28 protein-coding genes and 1 tRNA gene are annotated in these 21,438 nt (G+C 35.8%); 9 read left to right on the forward strand and 20 right to left on the reverse strand.

Annotated elements, in window-relative coordinates; all coding sequences use genetic code 11:
• Positions 1–26: 26 nt before the first annotated feature.
• Positions 27–236, forward strand: coding sequence for a hypothetical protein (locus K5783_RS06700; RefSeq protein WP_297473211.1), 210 nt, complete (start codon positions 27–29; stop codon positions 234–236).
• Positions 237–426: 190 nt separating this feature from the next.
• Positions 427–804, forward strand: coding sequence for a response regulator (locus K5783_RS06705; RefSeq protein ID WP_297473212.1), 378 nt, complete (start codon positions 427–429; stop codon positions 802–804).
• A 302-nt stretch (positions 805–1,106) separates the two neighbouring features.
• On the opposite strand, the gene K5783_RS06710 is transcribed toward K5783_RS06705, so the two are convergent.
• Positions 1,107–1,472 carry a response regulator gene (locus K5783_RS06710; protein WP_297473214.1) on the reverse strand — a complete coding sequence of 122 codons (366 nt, stop codon included), beginning with the start codon at positions 1,470–1,472 and terminating at the stop codon, positions 1,107–1,109.
• Between the two features lie 109 nt (positions 1,473–1,581).
• On the opposite strand from K5783_RS06710, the gene K5783_RS06715 reads away from it, so the two are divergent.
• Positions 1,582–1,779, forward strand: a complete 198-nt coding sequence (locus K5783_RS06715) for a hypothetical protein (protein ID WP_297473215.1) — start codon at positions 1,582–1,584, stop codon at positions 1,777–1,779.
• Between the two features lie 200 nt (positions 1,780–1,979).
• Positions 1,980–2,450, forward strand: coding sequence for a DNA starvation/stationary phase protection protein (locus tag K5783_RS06720; RefSeq protein WP_297473217.1), 471 nt, complete (start codon positions 1,980–1,982; stop codon positions 2,448–2,450).
• Positions 2,451–2,675: 225 nt separating this feature from the next.
• On the opposite strand, the gene K5783_RS06725 is transcribed toward K5783_RS06720, so the two are convergent.
• The 3 genes from K5783_RS06725 to K5783_RS06735 form a co-directional block, all read right to left on the reverse strand.
• Positions 2,676–4,403 carry a PEFG-CTERM sorting domain-containing protein gene (locus tag K5783_RS06725; protein WP_297473218.1) on the reverse strand — a complete coding sequence of 576 codons (1,728 nt, stop codon included), beginning with the start codon at positions 4,401–4,403 and terminating at the stop codon, positions 2,676–2,678.
• A gap of 88 nt (positions 4,404–4,491) precedes the next feature.
• On the reverse strand, positions 4,492–6,612 hold the full coding sequence (locus K5783_RS06730) for a hydantoinase/oxoprolinase family protein (protein WP_297473219.1): 2,121 nt from the start codon (positions 6,610–6,612) through the stop codon (positions 4,492–4,494).
• On the reverse strand, positions 6,605–8,788 hold the full coding sequence (locus tag K5783_RS06735; RefSeq protein WP_297473220.1) for an FTR1 family protein: 2,184 nt from the start codon (positions 8,786–8,788) through the stop codon (positions 6,605–6,607). The genes K5783_RS06730 and K5783_RS06735 overlap by 8 nt, the downstream gene beginning before the upstream one ends.
• A gap of 753 nt (positions 8,789–9,541) precedes the next feature.
• Here K5783_RS06735 and K5783_RS06740 point away from each other — a divergent pair.
• From K5783_RS06740 to K5783_RS06755, 4 genes are all read left to right on the forward strand, one after another.
• Entirely contained in the window at positions 9,542–9,940 is a 399-nt protein-coding gene (locus K5783_RS06740) for a response regulator (RefSeq protein ID WP_297473222.1), read from the forward strand.
• Between the two features lie 247 nt (positions 9,941–10,187).
• The gene (locus K5783_RS06745) at positions 10,188–10,607 is read left to right on the forward strand and encodes a hypothetical protein (protein WP_297473224.1); all 420 of its coding nucleotides are present in this window, start codon (positions 10,188–10,190) and stop codon (positions 10,605–10,607) included.
• A 225-nt stretch (positions 10,608–10,832) separates the two neighbouring features.
• Complete coding sequence (locus K5783_RS06750; RefSeq protein WP_297473225.1) at positions 10,833–10,970, forward strand: hypothetical protein; 138 nt, start codon at positions 10,833–10,835, stop codon at positions 10,968–10,970.
• Between the two features lie 192 nt (positions 10,971–11,162).
• The gene (locus K5783_RS06755) at positions 11,163–11,522 is read left to right on the forward strand and encodes an excalibur calcium-binding domain-containing protein (protein WP_297473228.1); all 360 of its coding nucleotides are present in this window, start codon (positions 11,163–11,165) and stop codon (positions 11,520–11,522) included.
• Positions 11,523–11,830: 308 nt separating this feature from the next.
• On the opposite strand, the gene K5783_RS06760 is transcribed toward K5783_RS06755, so the two are convergent.
• From K5783_RS06760 to K5783_RS06805, 10 genes are all read right to left on the reverse strand, one after another.
• On the reverse strand, positions 11,831–12,688 hold the full coding sequence (locus tag K5783_RS06760) for a hypothetical protein (protein WP_297473229.1): 858 nt from the start codon (positions 12,686–12,688) through the stop codon (positions 11,831–11,833).
• A complete protein-coding gene (locus tag K5783_RS06765; RefSeq protein WP_297473230.1) occupies positions 12,685–13,038 on the reverse strand; it encodes a hypothetical protein in 354 nt (117 codons plus the stop codon). Before K5783_RS06765 ends, K5783_RS06760 begins: the two co-directional genes overlap by 4 nt.
• Before the next feature lie 409 nt (positions 13,039–13,447).
• Positions 13,448–13,648 (reverse strand): winged helix-turn-helix domain-containing protein, encoded by a 201-nt coding sequence (locus tag K5783_RS06770; RefSeq protein ID WP_297473232.1) that lies wholly within the window; start codon positions 13,646–13,648, stop codon positions 13,448–13,450.
• A gap of 67 nt (positions 13,649–13,715) precedes the next feature.
• Positions 13,716–13,841 carry a hypothetical protein gene (locus K5783_RS06775; protein WP_297473233.1) on the reverse strand — a complete coding sequence of 42 codons (126 nt, stop codon included), beginning with the start codon at positions 13,839–13,841 and terminating at the stop codon, positions 13,716–13,718.
• 37 nt (positions 13,842–13,878) lie between these two features.
• Positions 13,879–14,160 (reverse strand): hypothetical protein, encoded by a 282-nt coding sequence (locus K5783_RS06780; protein ID WP_297473235.1) that lies wholly within the window; start codon positions 14,158–14,160, stop codon positions 13,879–13,881.
• Positions 14,161–14,169: 9 nt separating this feature from the next.
• Positions 14,170–14,292, reverse strand: coding sequence for a hypothetical protein (locus K5783_RS06785; protein ID WP_297473238.1), 123 nt, complete (start codon positions 14,290–14,292; stop codon positions 14,170–14,172).
• 5 nt (positions 14,293–14,297) lie between these two features.
• Positions 14,298–14,840 carry a hypothetical protein gene (locus K5783_RS06790; RefSeq protein ID WP_297473240.1) on the reverse strand — a complete coding sequence of 181 codons (543 nt, stop codon included), beginning with the start codon at positions 14,838–14,840 and terminating at the stop codon, positions 14,298–14,300.
• A gap of 25 nt (positions 14,841–14,865) precedes the next feature.
• Positions 14,866–15,609: a hypothetical protein gene (locus tag K5783_RS06795; RefSeq protein ID WP_297473242.1), complete on the reverse strand. Its 744-nt coding sequence runs from the start codon at positions 15,607–15,609 to the stop codon at positions 14,866–14,868.
• Between the two features lie 80 nt (positions 15,610–15,689).
• A tRNA-Lys gene (locus K5783_RS06800) sits at positions 15,690–15,763 on the reverse strand.
• A 60-nt stretch (positions 15,764–15,823) separates the two neighbouring features.
• Positions 15,824–16,426 (reverse strand): SRPBCC family protein, encoded by a 603-nt coding sequence (locus K5783_RS06805; protein WP_366939173.1) that lies wholly within the window; start codon positions 16,424–16,426, stop codon positions 15,824–15,826.
• Between the two features lie 96 nt (positions 16,427–16,522).
• On the opposite strand from K5783_RS06805, the gene K5783_RS06810 reads away from it, so the two are divergent.
• Entirely contained in the window at positions 16,523–17,047 is a 525-nt protein-coding gene (locus K5783_RS06810) for a hypothetical protein (RefSeq protein WP_297473245.1), read from the forward strand.
• On the opposite strand, the gene K5783_RS06815 is transcribed toward K5783_RS06810, so the two are convergent.
• The 6 genes from K5783_RS06815 to K5783_RS06840 are packed head-to-tail and all read right to left on the reverse strand — an operon-like array spanning position 17,037 to position 21,408.
• The gene (locus K5783_RS06815) at positions 17,037–17,480 is read right to left on the reverse strand and encodes a COX15/CtaA family protein (protein WP_297473246.1); all 444 of its coding nucleotides are present in this window, start codon (positions 17,478–17,480) and stop codon (positions 17,037–17,039) included. The genes K5783_RS06810 and K5783_RS06815 overlap by 11 nt on opposite strands.
• A 7-nt stretch (positions 17,481–17,487) precedes the next feature.
• On the reverse strand, positions 17,488–18,462 hold the full coding sequence (locus K5783_RS06820) for a plastocyanin/azurin family copper-binding protein (RefSeq protein WP_297473249.1): 975 nt from the start codon (positions 18,460–18,462) through the stop codon (positions 17,488–17,490).
• Between the two features lie 7 nt (positions 18,463–18,469).
• Positions 18,470–19,996 carry a cbb3-type cytochrome c oxidase subunit I gene (locus K5783_RS06825; protein ID WP_297473251.1) on the reverse strand — a complete coding sequence of 509 codons (1,527 nt, stop codon included), beginning with the start codon at positions 19,994–19,996 and terminating at the stop codon, positions 18,470–18,472.
• A gap of 37 nt (positions 19,997–20,033) precedes the next feature.
• On the reverse strand, positions 20,034–20,465 hold the full coding sequence (locus K5783_RS06830) for a cupredoxin domain-containing protein (RefSeq protein ID WP_297473252.1): 432 nt from the start codon (positions 20,463–20,465) through the stop codon (positions 20,034–20,036).
• Between the two features lie 2 nt (positions 20,466–20,467).
• Positions 20,468–20,728 (reverse strand): heme transporter CcmC, encoded by a 261-nt coding sequence (locus tag K5783_RS06835; RefSeq protein ID WP_109877728.1) that lies wholly within the window; start codon positions 20,726–20,728, stop codon positions 20,468–20,470.
• Between the two features lie 56 nt (positions 20,729–20,784).
• Entirely contained in the window at positions 20,785–21,408 is a 624-nt protein-coding gene (locus tag K5783_RS06840) for a histidine phosphatase family protein (RefSeq protein WP_297473254.1), read from the reverse strand.
• Positions 21,409–21,438 lie beyond the last annotated feature (30 nt).

Raw genomic sequence — 21,438 nt, forward strand, 5'->3', positions numbered from 1 at the left:
TATCTAAAATTCACTATATTATACGCATGAAACAAAAATCAACCATTGCGTTCTTTTTAGGCGCTATACTTGTATTGACTATCTCAAGTGCTCAAGTTGCATTTGCTGATTCTGATAACGATGATGATGACAAGTATGAAAACGATTATGATGATGACTATGATCGTGAAAATGAAAGAGAACACGAATCAGAACGAGATGATTATGACAAGTATGAAAACGAAAGGAGAAGCTAAACTCCTAAAAATCTAGCAATTGTTCATTTTTTTCAAATTTCATGCAGAATTATGTCTCATTTTATCCCAAAATGGTGGCTCCCCCGTGGATCTATTTAATTCACAGAACATCAGGCTCAAAATTATCGGAATTATTTTCAATCATAGCTAAATCTAATATAGTATAATGATATGAATGTCATATTATACTATGGATATTATAAACTACAAAGTACTGATAGCAGATGATTCAGCATTTATGAGAACATTACTATCAAAAATTTTTCAACATACAGCAGGAGTAGGAGAAATTTTTCAAGTAAACAATGGTGAAGAGGCTCTACAAGCATACAAGGTGCAAAAACCAGATCTGGTGACAATGGATATAGACATGCCAGAGATGGATGGAATTGAGGCTGCAAAACTGATTAAACAATATGATTCAAAAGCAAAGATAGTGATAGTTTCATCATCAGATAAGAAGAATACAAGAGATGAAGCAGAAAAAATAGGAGTTTTTGGGTACATAAGAAAACCATTTGATCGCTTAGAGATAAAGAGAATAATTGAGAATTTATCAAAAGAATAAAACTCACCGAATTTTAGTACGTTAGAAATGATTACACATGATTATCTAATCTTTGAATATATTTTCAATACATTGTAAAATGAAAATTATGATAATTAATAATTCACTAGTAATGAACCCATCAGACAATAAAGGAGATTTTGAGGCATTCAGAAGAATGTTTCATCATAAAATTACTAAATATTCTATTAGATCGAAGAAACACATTTTGAGTCGTAATTGAAAATAGAAACAATTCTAAAATTCTCATATTTATTGAAAAAATTTTAATTTTTTTGGCATGAAGACAGCATTACAAAAAATTATGCTATGCTAAGCGATCGTAAAACTTGATCCAGTTTGATCAGCGAACAAGGTTTTTCCATTATTTTAGAGACATTAAACGGTTTAATTTTTTGCCTATTTCTTTCAGTATAATGTCCAGTCAATATGATGACTTTGGCATCAGGGTTAATTTTTTTAATGTTTTCGAGGCCATAAATTCCATCATAGTTAGGCATCGATAGATCCAGTAAAACTACATCTGGGCGGTATTCTTCATACAACTGAACTGCTTCTAATCCATTATGACCGCATCCTAAAATATTGAATCCCTTCATTTGAAGAAAGTCAGTAAGTGAATCAAGTAAATCATCATTGTCATCTACTACTACAACAGAGTTATTCATTATGATTGAAAGGAATCAAAATTTCATATAGGTATGAGTATGTATTTTTTAAGACACATTTTTGGCAAATGAGATAATATAAGTATCAGATTAACAATTATTATAAGAAATGGAAGACGAGATAGATTTCGAGAAATGTGCAGATCCATTGATGATTATACTAAATTCATTAGAATTGATTAAACTCCAATATAATGGGGTGATGGATGATGGAATCAAGGCTTATCTTAATCGCATAGAGAAATCTGCACAAAAAATTGAACGTTTACTGCAAGAATTAAAAACAAAACACAAAATTTACAATTAAAAAAGTACAAAAATTTTCTAAAATTAATCTAAAATATTGAGAATTCAAAATGAGTCTAAAGAAACTCATACTTTTCTGGGTCAAATTAGAGACACCATTTAGATGAAATATTGAAAGACAGGGTGTATTGCAATTATAATCCAGGTAACAACTCCCTCAAAACTATGATGACTTTTATTTGGTAATGAGATAATCTTTTCATGGAAACTAATATTGGAATTTCCTCTGATAATGCAAAAAACATCGTTGATATTTTGAACAGACTTTTAGCCGATGAGTACGTGTTGTATACCAAAACAAGAAACTATCATTGGAACGTCGTAGGAATACAATTCAATGATCTTCACAAGTTCTTTGAATCGCAATACGGCGAACTAGATGGAATTATTGACGAAGTTGCTGAGAGAGGTAGGTCTTTGGGTGGAAAGACAAAAGCAACTCTTTCTGAGTTTATTGGGAATAGTAGAATCAAGGAACAACCAGACACATTTCCAGAAGCACAAACAATGCTGAGAAATCTTCTAGTTGATCATGAATCAGTCATTCAAACATTAAGAAAAGATCTTGAGACATGTACAAAATTGGGAGATGCAGGAACTTCTGATTTTCTCACAGGGCTTATGGAACAACATGAAAAGATGGCTTGGATGTTAAGATCATTCCTTGAATAATCTTTTTTTATTTTTTCAACCATCAGCAAAATAGCATAATTACACACTACATCACATGGCATTTCTGGTATGTATGTAACATCAATGTTTTATGATTTGAACATAAGTATTCCACCGGGATTAATTAAATTTGGTTTTCATTTTGGAATAATGAAATACAGAACAAAATAGTTTTAAAAACAGCTTCTGAATGCACTTATTTCAATAAAAAAATAGAAAAAAGAGTTAGACTCTTAGATTTATTCTAGATTTTGCAGTAATTGCAATAATGCTTGTGATTGCGACAACTAGTACCATCATTGCTATTGTTCCAAATTCTGGCACAACAGTTCCAATGGTTTTCATTTTAGCTTGAATTGCATCAATCTGAGCATTGACTTCGGATACTGGCTCACCATTTCGAATCATGCCTCGGAGTTCTTCACGCAACATGACTTCAACTTCTTCCATCAACTCTCGCTGACCAAGTTCAATCAAGGGTGCCTCAAGAAACTCATAGTTATCAAGATATGCCTTTGTGGCAAGACTTAATGCCAAATCAGTATCTCCTTTTGCATATTCTTGTTTTGTTTGATCAAGCAATTCTTCAATGGTTTCTACATACTCTAACAAATCATTGCCTTCATCCTCAACACCTAAGACTTCATCAATTTCATGGATAATACCTCCAGCTAAAGTTTCAACTTGTAAAGGATTGGCCATTACATCATATGCATTCCACAAGTCTTCATAGGATTCTTTAATCTCTTCTGCAATATGAGCGTCAATGTCAGATTCTATTTCAGCAAAGATTTGCTGTGACCTCCAGACAAATGCAGAACCGTCTTGGAATTCAGCCATTTCTCCAATTACACCATCAGAGACGGCTTCACCGTATTCTGCTATTGATGTATCAAGTAGAACTTTCATCAAAATCAATTTTGTGTCAACTGAGTTGCTGAGATAATCACCTACAATAGTAGAGCGTGCAATTTCAACAACGCCTTTTGCATCGTCAATTGCCTGCTGAGCTTGTGCTCGTGATATGCTGGTATTTGCCTTGTCTTTCAAATCCATCAATGTCTTCTGAACTTGTGCATCAAGTGAAGGATCTGCTGCCTTTAGCTGTGGTTTCATGGAGTCATACAATTCTGAAATTGGATGTGTAGCATGAATCAATGCCAGTTCAGCATTTTTATCATCTAGGTTTTGTTCAAGTGCCCAAAAGTGACCTAATGTTTCCTCAAGGGATGAAGCAAACTCTATTTTTGGTTCTTGTGATTCATCTAGTTCATGAATAATTCTATTTGCAATAGTTTGAATTTCTGAAGGATCAGCTTTAGCATCGTATGCTTGCCATAGATATTCATAGGATTCTTCAATCTCTTCTGCAATATGAGCGTCAATGTTAGGTTCTATTTCAGCAAAGATTTGCTGTGACCTCCAGACAAATGCAGAACCGTCTTGGAATTCAGCCATTTCTCCAATTACACCATCAGAGACGGCTTCACCGTATTCTGCTATTGATGTATCAAGTAGAACTTTCATCAAAATCAATTTTGTGTCAACTGAGTTGCTGAGATAATCACCTACAATAGTAGAGCGTGCAATTTCAACAACGCCTTTTGCATCGTCAATTGCCTGCTGAGCTTGTGCTCGTGATATGCTGGTATTTGCCTTGTCTTTCAAATCCATCAATGTCTTCTGAACTTGTGCATCAAGTGAAGGATCTGCTGCCTTTAGCTGTGGTTTCATGGAGTCATACAATTCTGAAATTGGATGTGTAGCATGAATCAATGCCAGTTCAGCATTTTTATCATCTAGGTTTTGTTCAAGTGCCCAAAAGTGACCTAATGTTTCCTCAAGGGATGAAGCAAACTCAGATTTTTCTTGAACTGATTCAGCAAAAGCAAAAGATGGACTTGACAAAATTATCGAAGTCATCAAAAGTGTCAATGTAGTTATTTTTCTCATTAAGAAAGTGGTCTTGAAAATTATCATTTAAATGCATTACACATTATTTGGAAATATTCCAAGTTTCTAGAATAACATTTTGAATCAATTAAATTTCAATTATTACTGCAGCTTTATCATTGTCACTGATTTCCTGTCGTACTGCATCAATAATATGAGAGTTAGATGTGAGACTGGAATAATCAATGAGTTTTAGATCTGTTAAAAGATATACTTGTGGTGCAATGTCACTGCTTCTAGACTCTAAGAAATCATCGATATCTTCTAACATGCTAAGCTTGCCTCCTTGAAAGATCTTTCCATTTTTGATTGAAAGTTTTAGTCTTCCAAATCTATCCAAGACTATTATATGATGTCTGTTGTGTTTGCTAAACATTCTCTTTTTTTCAATATGACCTGTAAATACAAAGTAATGCTCAGTTTCAAAACTTAACTCAATAAGAGATTCAGGAAGTTTAATTATTTCAGAACATCGTGTTAGGGCTTCATCTAATGTAAAAATAGTCTTTGAAGTAGCAGAGCTATCAAGTTCCACATTTCCAGTTGCAATAACGCGAAGAATTGATTTCTCAGGGATATACTCGCTACTTATCGTTATGGATTCAGACAATGCCCCTCTATCAATCATAATGTTGTGAATTTTTTTATGGGCTACAGATATTTTTTCAGGCGTTGGTTCTGCCATAGTAATTTCCAATTCTTCTTGAAGCATGGATGACGCCACTCCGATAGAAGATATTATTTCAGAATGTTTACACTTTGAGTATTTTATTCCTAGTTGTTTTGCAACAAAAGGTACCAATACTGATGCCCCTCCCCCACCGCCAACAATCTGAGTTGTGGAAGGAGATATTTGAAATTCTTTTAGAATTTTACTGATTTCTTTCGTGATGGTAAATGACGCAGTTTGAATTATCGACATTGCCACCTCAGAATATGACATTCCAAGATGTTCAGATAATATCTTCAAAGCAATCTTGGCAGAGTCTGGGGAAGCATACGCATAGTCATCACTATCAACCATGCCCAAAGCGTTTGCAGCACAGGTATTGGTAATTGCAAAAATTTTACCTTTTGATGAAATTGCAACATATTCATCATTATCGTTTTCAGTTGGCTTTATTGAGATGATTTTGCCTCCTTCAAGTTCAGAGGGATCCGCAAAACAGGAATATTTCAAACCAGCAATATGAGCACTCCTAGGGCCCACACCAAGTATCCTGTTATCCTTAATTTGACACATACTGCCTCCTGCAACTCCCAGTATTCTAACATCAATGGATCTAACACATGTGGGATGATCTTTGATTGTAACATAACGGATTTCTGGCTTTCCATTTTTGATAACACAAATGTTTGTACTAGTTCCACCAACTTCAACAAAAATACCGTTGGTAATTCTCTGATAAAGCAAAGCTCCTGCTACACTGGCAGCTGGGCCTGAGAGTATAGTAAGTATGGGTTTTGTTCTAAAGGTGTTCATATTTGTAACACCTCCATCTCCTTTCATTATCATCAAGGGGGAGTTTATACCAAAATCTCGTATAGCATCCTCGACATAGTTTGCAACTTGAAATGTTTTTGGCAAAACACTAGCATTAACTGCAGAAGTCAGGGTTCTAATTTCTAGCCCATAAATTCCAGAGATTTCATGTGAGGCAGTAGATGGAAGCCCCAGTTTGGAGCATACATTCATTACAAATTTTTCATTTGACGGATCATCAACTCCAAATGCCTCAGTAGCGATTATAACTTTTGCACCATCATTTTTTAATTTGTTAATTGCTGTTGTAACTTCTTCTTCTGAAATCAAATGTGAGGTATCAAGAAAACAATGACATGTGTTTATATCATGTTCAGAATTAATCTTGTTATCTGAGAGTTTTGTGCGTTTAATTATATTTTTTTTCTCTGGACCAACACCCATTGCAACAATACCAACTTTGAAAGTATCTTTTTCTAATAATGCATTGATTGCTTGTGTTGTACTGTGAGATATTAATTCAATATCATCAATAGAAATTTTCGATGTTTCTAGGATATTAGATAGTGCATTTACAATTCCTGCAGATACGCCTCGTTCATTAGTATGAGTAGTCATCACAGTTGATTTTCCCAAGATAGTTCCAGTCTTGATGTCAATGGCTACAGCTTTGGTAAAGGTGCCACCAACATCAATTCCAACTCTAATTCGATTTTTTTCAGTCATCAACAGTACTTCTTGACTTACGCATCATGGCTATTTGTTTTTCACGTTTTGGTCTAACTACCAATACGTATGATGAGGCAGCAAGATAGATGCCCAATAGGATGATTTGCGATACAATAGTTTCAAGAGTGGGGTAGATTCCTGTCATCGTAGCCAAATTGATGTCAAGACGAGGTATGATTCCAATCATTCCAGTATAAGGAACAATATCTAAAACTTGTAATTCCCTTACTGCATTTCCCAAAAATGCTATTGAAAGATACGCGCCAACACCCATCGTCAATCCAAACAATGCACGTAAGGGCAATTTTCTTCCCAATCTACGCATTCCATAATAGATTGCTATCAACGATACAATTCCAAGCACAAATCCAAGACCGACTTGTAATTCCATATACTTTGCAAATCCAGACATTGCCTGATAAAATAAGACAGTTTCAAATCCTTCTCTATATACGGTAAAGAAAGCCAACATAACAAACACCATCACACTACCAGTTGCAGAAGCTTGCCAAACTTTTGCCTTTACAAATTCCATCCATTTTTTATGCTCAATTTTATTTAAAACCCAAAAACTAACATAAAACAAAACAGCAGTTGCAGACAATGCGGCAATCGCTTCTATAAGTTCCCGATTTGCACCAGAGATTTCAATAACATACGATGCAATCACCCAAGTAACTGCTGTTGCACCAAATGCAGCAAGCACACCGTAGTACACATATTTTTTGAATTGATTATTTCGTGATGCTTCAAGATAAGACAGGACTGCACCTAAAATCAACACAGATTCCAGACCTTCTCTAAAAATTATTGCAAATGATGATGTAAAGGCAATCATAGGTGCAAGTGTGCCTACACCGCTGACTAGTCTTTCTGATTCGTCAAGATTTCGTTTTATTGCAATTACAACTTCTTGTATGTCCTCAGAAGGAGCTTGATTTTGTATCATGCTTCGTAGCTCTGCAAATTGAAATTCCACCTCAAGGGTAAAATCAGGGTCAATTGTACGTAGCGGGATTTCAACAAACTCATAGCTGTCAAGATATGCAGTTCTTGCTGAAGTGTAAGCTGATTGAAAATCACCCTCATCATATTGAACTAACAAAGCCTGAAGAGTGTCTCTAATGAAATCAATTTCGTTTCTGACACTTTCTTTTGCACCTTCAGATGCATCGCCCATATCTTTTAGTTCTTTTTCTAAAACAATATCAGATAATCCAGCACTCCCAAGAGATTTTACCTGTTCTTCTGCGTTTGCAAGATCAGGCAAAATGGAATCACTTACGAATGTTTTGATTCTCTTTACGTCTTGCTTGTCTTGAATCATTTCTCGAAGTTCTTCACGCATGTCTATCTCTAACTCATAAAGCAATTTTGGGTCTACTTTTTCAATGTCAGCTTCCAGATACTCAAAATTTTCCAAATATGCCTCAATTCCTAACTCTTCTGCTTTAGCGTAATCTCCTTGGTCTAACGCTGCAAATAATTCTTCATATAGAGACCTGATGTTTTCATAGAGTTTCTGTTTGTCATACACTACAGTTTCAGTTCCAACAAAATCTCGATTTATTACTGAGATTAGGGTTCCAACTGAATGAAAATCATCTTTATTTTCAATTTTTATTTTCAATTCATCAAGAAAAGAACTAATCTCAAGAGTTAATCGTTCATCATAATTTGTATTTCCAAACAATTCAATTGACAGATCCACAAGTTTCACAGATAGTTGGTATGATGACGAAACATCATTTTGAGCAGAAAATTGGTATTGTTCATCAACTAGGGTCAATATTTGTGCAATAGTTTTTCCAAAGTCTGGAGAATCATATTTGTATCTCTCCAGCAAATTTTGAACAGTGTTAATTTCAGAAAGTATCTTTTGGTTATCTGATTTTCCAATACTGCTGTGTATGTCTAACAACAGCAGATGTATTTCATCAGAAGTCTCAAGATCGTGTTGTCTCAAAGTCTGCAAATGTAAGGGAAAATATGATGTAATAGTCATTGAGATATTTTTTGCACTTTCCACATCTCCTTGTTCAACATAATCTGCAAGCATGTCAAGGGAGAGCGAAGTCACACTTTTGATAAAAAGTAGAGTGGTATCAGAATTATTTGACTGTCCATGAACAGAAAAATTGGGTACAAGTAATGTAGAGAAAAGAAAAACCATCAAGAAAACCCATTTAGAAACCAAGATGTTTTGAAAATCAATGTGTTCAGTATTTAAAAGAGAGACTCATTTCAAGAGTTTAGAATGGAATACTTCAAAATTTTTCAGACTTTGTCTAGATTTTAAGGATGCAGTATAGATATCATGGTTGCTTTGTCTTCAAAAATTCCTTCAAAAGATTCTATTGAATCAAGTAGATCTCTTATTTTTTGTGTAAGCAGTTTTAGTTTCAACTGATTTTATTCCACTGTAAAATACTTGTAAAGGACTTCCAATGTATTGTATTCTAGTTAAGTGATAGAACTGGTTTGTTTTGATTATACAATGTTCCTCTACAAACATGATAGAAAGTTCTGGTTATGAAATTCCCGAGCTTTTGTGCATGATGTAATGTTAATCGATAAAAGATTCTAAAATTCAAGATAGCGGGTCTAAAGGTATCCCCGTCACCTGCCACAGGAGTCTCATCCTGTGATTTCATCACTTATCATAGAACATACTTGAACTTATCTTTTGTGTTTGTAGAAAATTTATTCAGGGTTTCGTCCAAATTACATCAATAGTGATTTTTCATATCTGCATAGTTCAAATCTTGACAGATTTGAATATCAATTCCCTTCTGAATTATGTGGAATTGATATTAAAGTAAAAGATAAGCGGAAAACATTGATTCAAAATGCCAGTAAATATCTAATCCTGTTTGATTAAATTTGTCATACAGATCTATAGATAATTTGATGCAAATATTATATTGTGAATAACAAATCCTTGAGGATTCTTGTAGTCGAAGACGAGGAGGCACTAGCCGAATATTACAAAACTGTTTTGGAATCTGAGGGACACAAGGTCTTTGTTGCTCGTAATGGAAAGGAGGAATTTGAAATTTATGAAAAGGAGATAAGGTCACATCCATTTGGAAAACTTCCATTTGATCTGATTGTAAGTGATAACTCTATGCCTGAAATGACAGGGATTGAGGCAGGACAGAAAATACTCGAACTTGAACCTGCTCAAAAATTCTTTTTTGTCACTGGTGAGGAGCAATCCATCTTGGATTCATTTAATGTGGATGGGAAAAATATTGATGTTGAACAAAAACCATTCAAAACTGAGAAATTCTTGAATAAGGTAGAAATACTAACTCAAAACTAAGTTTTTTAGCCTAGATTGGAAACATGAAGAATTATGTCCCACAAGTAAAGCAGCGTCCATAACAATACAAAATAACTTCTCGTACTGTTCAAAATTTATTAAATTCAGAGTTCAAACATGTTGAGATTTGAACCGTATCCTGACCTGGATTTGTCACAGTTTCTAACTATGAAAATTTATCATGTCTCGGTTGTTTGTATTCTATAACAAACAGAAACTTAATTGAATCATTTTAACTATCTTGATAATGGTTAATTCCCAAAATCAGAACAAAACAATACAATACACCGGATGTGTTGGCATAAAGTATACTGTTGACACCCCAAAGCTTTACACGGTGAGAAAAACGGCTCTTTTTGGAATGTTTTCTTTGTTAAGCGTCCTATTGCTAAACGTTCCAACAATGCTAGAAAATACCTATGCTTATGGATCTGATGGTTTTGAATCTCTTGAGTCTATAGATGAGAGATCTTTGGCAAGAAACCATTTCATTACTGGCAGTCCAATAGATCCCAGTCAAATAGCAGAGTACTATGATTCGAACCGATCTGAAGCATTAGAAGAAAGAACCAATCTGAGAAATCACTTCTCATATGAACAAAAGACATCTGAAACTTTTAGCGTTGATCAGACAACAGGCAATTCTTACGAGAAACGAAGAGCCTAAGTTTCCATTCCTATTTTATTTTTTTTAAAATTTTTTGTTTTTCTAATTGGGTGAACTAGTAACTTAGAATCCAAGTCAATCCAAAAACCATTCCTACAAGTCCTAAACTCATAGAGTAGTATCCTATCTTCCATCTTGGAATAGATTTTTGCATATCTGATTCCAGAAAAAATGTAATTTCAGGATGTGTATGCTCAAATTAAACACAATCACAATTATCAATAAATGCTCGTAATTACATTCAAGGTAATTGAAATGATTGACTATGAAAAATACCTAAAATGTCCTGATTGTAGAAATGCAGGGCTTTACTGCAAACCTCACAGAGAAGAGGTGGAAACTATCCTCAAGAACAATGACTAACAACATGTCAATCATTAACAGAGAAAAGATTTGGAGCCTTTACTGCTCAACTGTTCAGCAACATCGTGGCAAAATTAGTACAAGGAATAATCTTACTGCATTTACTATAGAATTGTCAAAACATGACTCCTTTTTCTGATTTTGAGTTCAAACCTGCCAAAATTTAATACCTTAGCATTATCATATTTTTTAATGAATGACAAGGGAACCAAAATTGCAGCAATGATTGTTGTACCATTTGTACTATTCATTGCAATTGGTATGGTTTACGAGTCATCTACAGGACTAAACATGATTACAGGTGAGAGAAAAACATCGGGAGTAGGTGCTGACAAATGGGGAGAAGAGGAATTATCCAAAATTACTCAAAGCACTACCAATCCATCTATTACATCAAAGCCTTCTTGTGATGAGTCATATCCTTCAGTGTGTATACCACAATATCCGCCAGATCTTGATTGTGACGAGATTGCATATTCCAACTTTATTGTTAGAGGTTCGGATCCTCATGGATTTGACAGAGATGGTGATGGAATTGGCTGTGAAAAATAACTAGAATTGAATCCGTTAATGGAATTTACAGAGTCAGTTTGAATCTGTCAAGGTTTGAACAGGTTTTTGGTTCAAATTCAACCTAAAGCACTGTATGTGAGGGAATATAGACAGAGGCTTAGAAATGTCACAAATTTGAATAAAAATATGAAAAAATGATCTCAAGTCATGAAATGATCATCATGGATTAATCACAGATAATTTCTGAAATTACAAGTAAAAATAAGCGGGAAACGTTGATTCAAAACGCCAGTAAAAATATGATTTTTGCGCACAAAGCATGATGTTAATTTCATTTAGAACGAACTTTATTCCTCAAAAGTTTTCCAAGGAAATCCAGAACTTGCATGTCCTGTAGGATACCTATATTGGATTACATCATCATCAATAATTCGGTATTCTGTGTAAAAATGCCCGGATGATATGTCTTCGTTTCTTTTCAACTTGTACAGTTCGCCAGTCTCCAGATCATATTCCATTGTAATGAAAATTCCAGGTTCACATTCCTTCCCGTATGCCCTACACAGTTTTTGAGCCAGTTCTCCTGAGATCTTTTTTTTCTGCAATTCGCGTAACCCTTCCCTGGCCTCATCATGATCCTTTTCTGTTGTATACTCACATCTGACTTTGGAGCCATCTACACTTGGATAGTAAATGCCGTTGTAGGTAGAGCACCACCTCTCATAGTTTCCTAAATCATCACTATCATAGTGAAATGTTCTTGAATAATTTTGCTCAGTTAAAGGAGCAGATTCCGTGACTGGATCGTCTGATTCGGCATCATAATCCCACATCCACTGATCCTTTTCTTCATACGTAACCCATTGATCAGGATTTTGATTTGTATGGTATTCCAATTTATCATCAAGTATTCTGAAATCATAATGCACCCCATCCTGAAAATATCTAAATTTAGTGTAACCATCAGATGGATCAAGTGTTGCATAAAATGATGTTTGATCAGAGCAGTCTAATTCTATAATTTTACAAATGGTCTGCGCATGAATTCCGGTAATTTGGGGGGATTTTGATATTTCTTTTTGTATGGATTCTTTGAGTTCTTGCTCCGATACTGATACAGTTTCATCTGAAACAGACATTGCAAGTACTACAATGATTGTAACTACAATTACACTTGCACTTGACAATATTATGAGATTATTCACCTTAACTTCACCACAACTTGTGTTGCTGTAGTTATCTCAGAGTTATCATCATAGGCTATTACATACAGTAATGCGTCTCCATTGGCAAAAGCAGTCACATTGCTTAAAACCATCAAGTTTTCAGTTGTAGTATCTGACAAGTTTGGCATACAGCTTACACATCCAACTTCATAGTATGATGCACCGTTATCATTCCATGAAATCTCAACTGTTGCAAATACACCGTCAAATTCAATCACATCTGCATTTACCTCTTGCAAAGGCTGTGCAAACACGTCATCTGCATAAAAAGTAGATGTAATAATACCCATAACTACAAACAATAATAATTTTGAATTCACATCAACCATACCACAAAAATCCAAAAATTATACAATTTAAGAATTACTAAAGAATTCTTTGTTTATGAATATATTAAAATCCATTTTCATTTTTATATTCCAAATGTCCCATAGTAATATTTCCAAATTGGCTAAGGGCATACTTGAAAGGGAACAAATTAGTGTTTAGAAACATTTTGAATATTTTGCACACACATATTACAATTAACTAATTCATGTAGATAATACCAGTCATCATGACTCAGAGATTTCGCGTCTCTTGTTTTCCCCTCTCTTTGAGGGGTTTACATAAAATGTTTATTCAAATTATTGAATTTTATCTCAGACAAGAATAATTTCTAGAATTCCAACCCATATGACTCTGCAATTCCAATAAATCTTCTATACGATTGAAGGTATTCTCTTCCTTTAGAGGTAATCACAAATGCATTTTTTTATCAATTTCTTTAGTTGCAATTAATCCGGCATTAGTCAGATTTTTCATAAATTTTGAGAGTTTTGAAGATGGTATGTTAGCCTTTGCCATCAAAGGAGTTGGCCGGATTCCTTGTTGACCTGTTTGTTCAGCAATGGTGAGAATTTCACCTACTACTTTAGTTGGACTTCTATACACAGCCATATCATATGTTCATAAATGACAAATATAAAAACGCTGTAAGAGCGGACTTTTTTCCTCTATCTTGAAACTAAAACACCCCAATGTCACAAGAAGGAACAGAATCTTCCAGATTGTTTTCAGATACGCCAAACACTTGAGGAATAAACGAACTCATCGCAATTAATCCAGAAATTATCAAAAGCCTAGTCTTCATTTTCTTTTACCCCATATGGCTGACGCAGTAATTATGATCATTGGCACAATAATGAAAAACAAGATAAATCGGGTGTTTGAATGAAAACTCCGGGTTTTGTTTCTTCAAATCCATGTGCAGTTCCAGACCGTTCTTCGATACCATTTGTAGTATCCCATACAATACCTCCAGGAACGATAAGGCGTGTCTGAATGTTCACATCTCTAAGCACAGAACAATCATCAAAAAATGACATGCATAAAGATAGTAGCATAGATATTACAAAGTAAACAAAAACAGTTCCGCCAATAACAATGAGAGTTTTGTATCTGATTTTCATTTTTTCACACTAACAAAAGTTCTGTACAATAACAAGATGATCATTACTCAAAGAAATTCCAATTCCAGTTCTAGTCATATTTGATGCAAACATTTTTTCTTTTTCATTTTCTTGTTGTATTAGAAATCCCATTCTGATTAACAATACTTTTCTTTTATTGCCTGCTCTTTGAGCATGTTATCTACTGCATCTCGAGTTCCACCGCCAATTACAAGAGGTGTGTCTTTTTCCCATCCCACATATTCCCACTTCCAGAATTGTGGGTTTGTGTCATGTTCTGCCATTGCATGGTTTGAAGTATTCACAAAGATGACAGGATGGTTCTCATCGTCATAAAAGTACTTGATGTCATGGGGAGGCGCCTTTTTGCCCCATTTTGTCGAATCTCCGTGCGTGGAATCATCTTTGAGCGTATCATTATTGCTGTAGATATTAGGGAATTTCAGATATACAGGGTTGCCGTTATCAAGTACAATCTTAAAGGACTCAAGATCACGAATTCGTCCATACTTTCTTTTTCTAAACACTCTGTATGCAACATCCAAAAACCAAGCCCTGCTTAGTTGTTCGTCATTGAACACGACTGAAATCTCAATCTTGTCTTCTTGCACATCCCAAAATATGGCACGAATGTAATTGTCAAGGGTGTCAACTCTTGGCTGGTATATTACAGGAAACACATGTTCTTTATGAGTTGTTTGTACATCAAAGACATTGGATTCTGAACTGGTGCCGATTGTTTTTTGCTATCCGTAATTGATCCCATGCCTCAAGTGAAATTAGTGACGGATATCTTGATGATGTTCCATCATAGACTATTATGCTTGCACATACTACATTACCAGTTGCCTTTTCTGGGTCATGGGTGTATGTACCGTTTTTGGCAGGATATATTGGGTTGATGTTACCCCATGTTTGATCATATAGACTTCCCACACGAATTCCACTTGAGCTCTCAGCTAGGATTAAGAATTTACTTAGTGGAGTTGAACAATATTCTATTATCTTTCTAATCTCCTCAGTTGTGTAGCCTCTTGTTTGCTGTACATTTGTAATTTCTGGAAATATTGCCTCTATTCCTCCCCATTCCATTGGAAGTTCATTCATTTTTAGAAATTTTTTGATTCCCTTGAACTTGTTTGGCACTACAGTAGGTTTGAGATAGTTCTCATCAGAAATTGGTTTTTCTGTTCTTGTACGCAAATACTTGGCATAGTTTTTTAGGAGATTTTTTGTGTTATCTGGATTTTCCTTTGTGTATTTGCAAAACGCAATTGCCCTTTGATTAAAATCCCCCGAGAACTCTTTTATTGCAAAGAGAAACTCGCGCAGTGTCTTGCGGTATGTAGTTTTTGTTTCTTCTGATTTTATGCCAGCGTAAAAGTTTCCAAGCGGATCAGTTGTTGCAGGATCTTGTGTCTCTGTGATTGAGAGAAATGGTTGTGTCATTATTCTATCATTATACCCACCAGAAAGTAAATACTGGTTAGAGATATTGAGAGTTTTTGAGACTCTAGTGAAAGGGAGAGCGGGTCTAAAGGGATTCGGACCCTTGACAACCGGATTAAGAGTCCGGTGCGCTACCTGGCTGCGCCATAGACCCACCAAAATGGATAAAGCCCAGAGTTGTTATTAATCTTAAGATTTTAAAATAAATGAAAATTTAGTTTTGGGTTTTTGCTTCAATTTCATTGTACTTTTCAATAATTGCCGTAAGTGCAGTTGAAACTGGAACATCGTTCATCTTTTTCTTTTCGGCAAGAAGTTTTTGGTATGCATCTAGTGTTATGTAAACTGGAATTGAACCATTTCCTTCTAGTAAACCTCTAACGTTGTAAAGAGCAGTTTCCATTCCTTTCTCAGCAGATTTTGCGAATTTTGCTTTATCCAAAATTGCTCCTAGCGGACCAAATGGCATTTCGTAATCTACAGACATGGTTACTCTGGTGAGATTATTTCCCAAGGCTTTGAATTCATTTGTGATTTGCCATCTCTTAAATGGGCCTTCAATTTGTTTTGCTGTAATCTTTTCATTTCTGATAAATTCAGTTGTCTCACAATCCCACTCTAGACGTTTACCGCTAAAGTCACCGATAATTCTGAAGGTTGTACCTACACCCATTCCTTCTTTGATATCCATAGGAACCACCGTCATACCTACCGTGTCATTTTTGATTTGGTCAGAAACGTGCTCTGGTCTTGCAAAGTAGGTAAAAACATTCTCTACAGGTGTTTTAATATCGATTGATTTTGTAACGAGGGTCAACGATTGGGTTTCTTGCCAATAAGGATTTAAAGGTTTTGAAGATTTTCTCACGTTCATTGATTTACAATATATTCATGTAAAGTTAGATTTCATTTAATGGATAAAAAGCGATCAGTTTTTCTGATCTTTGTTTTGATGTTTTCATCAAGCGTATTATTTGAAGAAGCGTATGGCCATTCCATGTTTAATTCAGCAGAGCAGTTTGAGGCAGGTTATAGGGTTCAGGTAGCCACATTACCAGAATTTCCGCAAATTGGAGAACCATCTCAATTTTTAGTCAAAGTGAGTGAGGGGTTTGAATATGAAGATGTGGACAGATTTACAATGGGAATTCGAGTTTTTTTTAATGGCCAACAAGTAGATACAATTCCTCCCACATCCATTGAAGGGAACCATTGGGATTTTGATTATGTCTGGAGACAACAAGGAAACCATATTGTAAAAATTGACTTGTACGATATGCCAGGAAACGAAGGAGTCATAACGTATACGTTTAACATGGGAACTCAAAGCCCATTTGGTGTAATTTTCTTTGGTGCGATAATTGTTGGCGCTCTAGTTTTCACAGGGGTAATGATTTACATCTATATGCCAAAAATTTTCAAAAAATCTAGACTGTAGGTTTCACAGTTATTCTAGAAATTCTAAATGCAAACAATGTTGTTAGCAACACCATCGCAAATAGCCAGATTCCAATACCCAGATGAATTGCAACCAGAACCGCATGAAGTTTTGTATCAATTACCAGTGCGCCTAAGGTAATTTGAGTAATCACCAATCCAGTTGCAAGTGAACTTGTAATTTTTATTTTCAAGTCAGAATTCTTGTTAATCAGACTTGCAATCATAGTTGAAATTACTAATAATCCAGTGGTTGCAGCAGTTGTTCTATGAATCCATTCAATTAGATATTCCTCAGAAGGCATCACTCCATTAGGGCACAGAGGCCATTCAGGACAAGTCAGACCAAGTCCTGCAGCTGAAATATAGCCACCAATAAACATCAACGAATACAGAACAACCAGCGTAGTTAATGCAAGATATTGTATAGCCAAAATTTCTCTAGTTTACTGTAACTATACCTACCATCCAAGGATGAACCATACAAAAGTATGGGTATTCACCTGCTTCATCTAATGTTACTGAGAATGTATTTCCTGCCATAAACAAACTACTATCAAAGTTTCCATCAGGACCATCTGAAGGTGTTCCACTTGTAACCGTGTGAGCTGCTGAATCATCATTTGACCAAGTAATCTCATCACCTGCTGAAACTGTAACATGGTATGGAATATAGCATTCATATGTTTCTTCACATCCTGGAACGGATGAACCATCTGGGATAGATATCACTCCATCATATGCTACAGGTTCTGGTTCTGCAACTTCTTCCATTACCTCTGGTTCTGGTGTTGCTTCCATAACTTCTTCCATTACTTCTGGTTCTGTTTCCATAACTTCTTCGACTGGAACATCACCTACAACGATTTTACCAACCATTCCTTGTTCTCTGTGACCTGGAACAGTACAAATGTAATAGTAAGTTCCTTCTTCACCAGGAATGAATTTAGAGTCTCCACCCTCACCAGGTTTTAATGGATTTGATGCAGATGCAACTTCAGATCCAGGAATAATTCCTGAAAATCCTTCAGTGGCTTTGGTTACACCAAATGAATGAAATGATTTTCCATTATTAATTACAGAGAAATTAATTTCATCACCAACATCAGCGTTGATTGTTGGATTGTTATCAGGTTCTCCGGGTAACGCATTAAATGCCAGAGTCCTAAAATCACTTGATTCTATAAATGATAAAGTAACTGGAATGTGAACTCCGGTAAAAGCAGCTTGTACATCATGTTCAATAGTTTCACTCATCATACCCACAACAGGAGCTGGTTGTGAAATCCAATAATCCCACATTGAAAAGAAGATTACTCCGCCGACAATGCAGATACCTAACATGATTATCATCATTTTTCCAGTTCTGGCTGGAGTTGTTCTGTAAACTTGGGAATTATCGTGACTCAATTTCATTTATCTCCTAATGTGATGGGTTCTTTGCCTCAAATGGATAGTAATACTTGCCGCCTACTCCGAATGGGTCTTCGGTATTTGCAAGTTTTCCTTTTCCTGAACTGTAAATCATGTTTGCCAAAAAGATTGCCATGCTGACACCAATAATCATTGCGCCCACTGTGGCAATCTGGTTCATTGCAATCCATTCTGGGATTGGAGGATAATCGAAAATTCTTCTTGGCATTCCGTACAAGCCAAGTACGTGTTGTGTAAAGAATACCAAAACAGTTCCAATAAATGACATGGCAAAATGAACCTTACCCATTGTTTCATTGTACATTCTTCCTGTTACATATGGGAACATGTAGTAGAGAAAACCAACTGAACCAAATGCAATTGTACCCATCACAAAGAGATGGAAGTGACCGACTACCCAGTATGTGTCGTGTGTTGTAAAGTCTAATGGCATTGCAGCATTTGCTACACCGCCTGCGCCTGCTGAGAAGAACAATGCAATGCCTCCAACTGCCCACATCATTGGTGTTGAAAATTTAATTCTGCCATTCCACATTGTTGCAATAAAGTTGAAAACGTGCATTGCAGATGCTGGCACTGCGGCAAGCGTTCCCACCATAAAGACGGTCTTTTCGGTAAATGACATTCCGGTTGCATACATGTGGTGTGCCCATGATGAAAAGCCTACAATAGATAGCAAAACAAACGCAAAGACACCAGAGTTGTAGCTGTAGATTGGTTTTCTTGAGAATCTTGGAATAATTTCATACATCATACCGATTGCTGGGATTACCAACACATACACCTCAGGATGGAACGTAAACCAGAACAAGTGTGCATATGCTATTGGATCTCCTCCCATTGCAGGATTGAAGAATCCACTTACACCAAGTCTGTCAGTTAGCAACATCAAAAGTGCTGCTGCAAATGTTGGAATTGCAACTAGAATAATCAAAGATGATGACAAAAATGACCATGCTAAAAGTGGGACTTGCCCAATTGACATGTCAGGGTGTTTACATTTGAGAATTGTAACAACAAAGTTGATTGCCCCCAATACTGATGAGATACCAAGAATCTTTAATCCAAAAATCCACATGTCAGCAGCTGGACCTGGTGCGCTGATAATAGAGTAGGGCGGAGTTGCATACCAAGTAAAGTCCGCAAATCCCAACCAGATAAGTGCGCCAGCTGGTGGAATCATCCAGAATGCGATTGCATTGAGTTTTGGATATGCCATGTCTTTGTATCTGACCATGATTGGAACGTAGTAGTTACCAACTGCAGATGCAAATGGAATGATAAACAAGAAGATTAGCGTTGTACCATGAACTGTAAAGATTCTGTTAAAGGTCATCGCATCACCAATAATTTGTGCTCCTGGCAAGAACAACTCTGCTCTAATTGCAAGAGCCAAGGTTCCTCCTAGGAACAAGAATGCCAGTGATGAAATCAGATAAAGTAAACCTACATCAGTATGATGTGTCGAAAACATAATTTGCCAGATTGGACGTGGTTTTTGCAGTTCTAGAACCATTAGCTAAGTCCTCCAGATGGTTGTGATAAAAGCGTTATCAAGATGAAGGCTCCTCCACAATTAACTTACCTCTCATGTTATAGTGAATCAATCCACAATATTCCCTGCATTGAATGTCATGTTCTCCTACATCAGTTGGTGCAAACCATACCGTGTTAACTCTACCAGGAATTGCATCCATCAAAACAACATAATCATGAATGTTAAAAGAATGATTGACATCTTTGGATTCTATTTCAAATTTGTAGGCTTTGCCTTTTTCAACATGTAACTCACCAATTTCTTTTGTGCCGTCTTCATGTTCAAAAGACCAGAACCATTGTTGTCCAGTAACTTTGATAACTTCTGCATCGGCAGGAACATGCTCTACCAGTCTTTCAGCCTCCCAGGCTTCTGCTCCTACCCAAACCATTAGTGCAACTACGACTCCAATGTAGATCCATTCAGGCCAGTTAGAGTGTCCGCCCAATTCTACCAGTCCGTCCCCTCATATGGAGTTGGTTTTGCTTTTGGATGAGATTCCCTGAATCTCCAAACTTGCCAAATTATAGTACCGGATACAACGGCGCCAACAACAAATGCGATAGTCATCATTCTAAAAAATAAATTCCAAATAATTGCTCTACGATCAAGATATTCTCCAGGCTCATCACCTGCAGCAAACGCTGACTCTATAGCTGGAATAACCACTATAACTGCCAATACCAAGAATAATCCGACCAATTTCTTCATTAGCGATTGAATGACGTGGCCAATAATTTCTATTTAAGGGTTTTCAAGATTACTAGTTATATTCTAAGATCGAATCTTGATGGATGCATTACATTAAGTCCTGAAAGTGAAAACTTTCGATCTTTTTCTCTAAAGAGATTAAGAGATGCATTCTCTATAATTAGCTCAAATAAATTGGTAGGAGACAAATCAACTATAGTAGACAGCATTGCTTTGATTGGATCCATATGAGTTACAAGAACTATATTTTCATCCGGATGTTTTTCAATGACATGATCAACTATTCCTAAAACTCTTTTTTTGACTTCGGCAAAAGTTTCCACACCGTTGTGAGCAATTTCTAGTTCACCATTGTAAAATTTCATAAAGACATTGCCATGACTGGTAAAAATTTCATCATATGGAACGCCAGTGAATTTTCCCATATCAAGCTCAATCAATCTATCATCAATTGTTACATCAAGAGAATTGTGTCCTCCAACAATTTCTGCAGTATGTTTTGCTCTCTCAATTGGACTCGAGTAAATTGCTGAAACATTCATGTGTTTTAGTAGTTCTGCAGTATGTTCTGCTTGTTTAATTCCAACATCAGTTAATGGAACGCCTTCTGTTCTTCCTGCTAGAATTCTCTCAACGTTATTTTTTGCCTGACCGTGTCTTAGGAAAATAATATGTCCCAATCTGAACGGAATTCAAATAGAGATAATAAT

The organism is Nitrosopumilus sp. (assembly GCF_025699125.1).
Classification (GTDB): Archaea; Thermoproteota; Nitrososphaeria; order Nitrososphaerales; family Nitrosopumilaceae; genus Nitrosopumilus.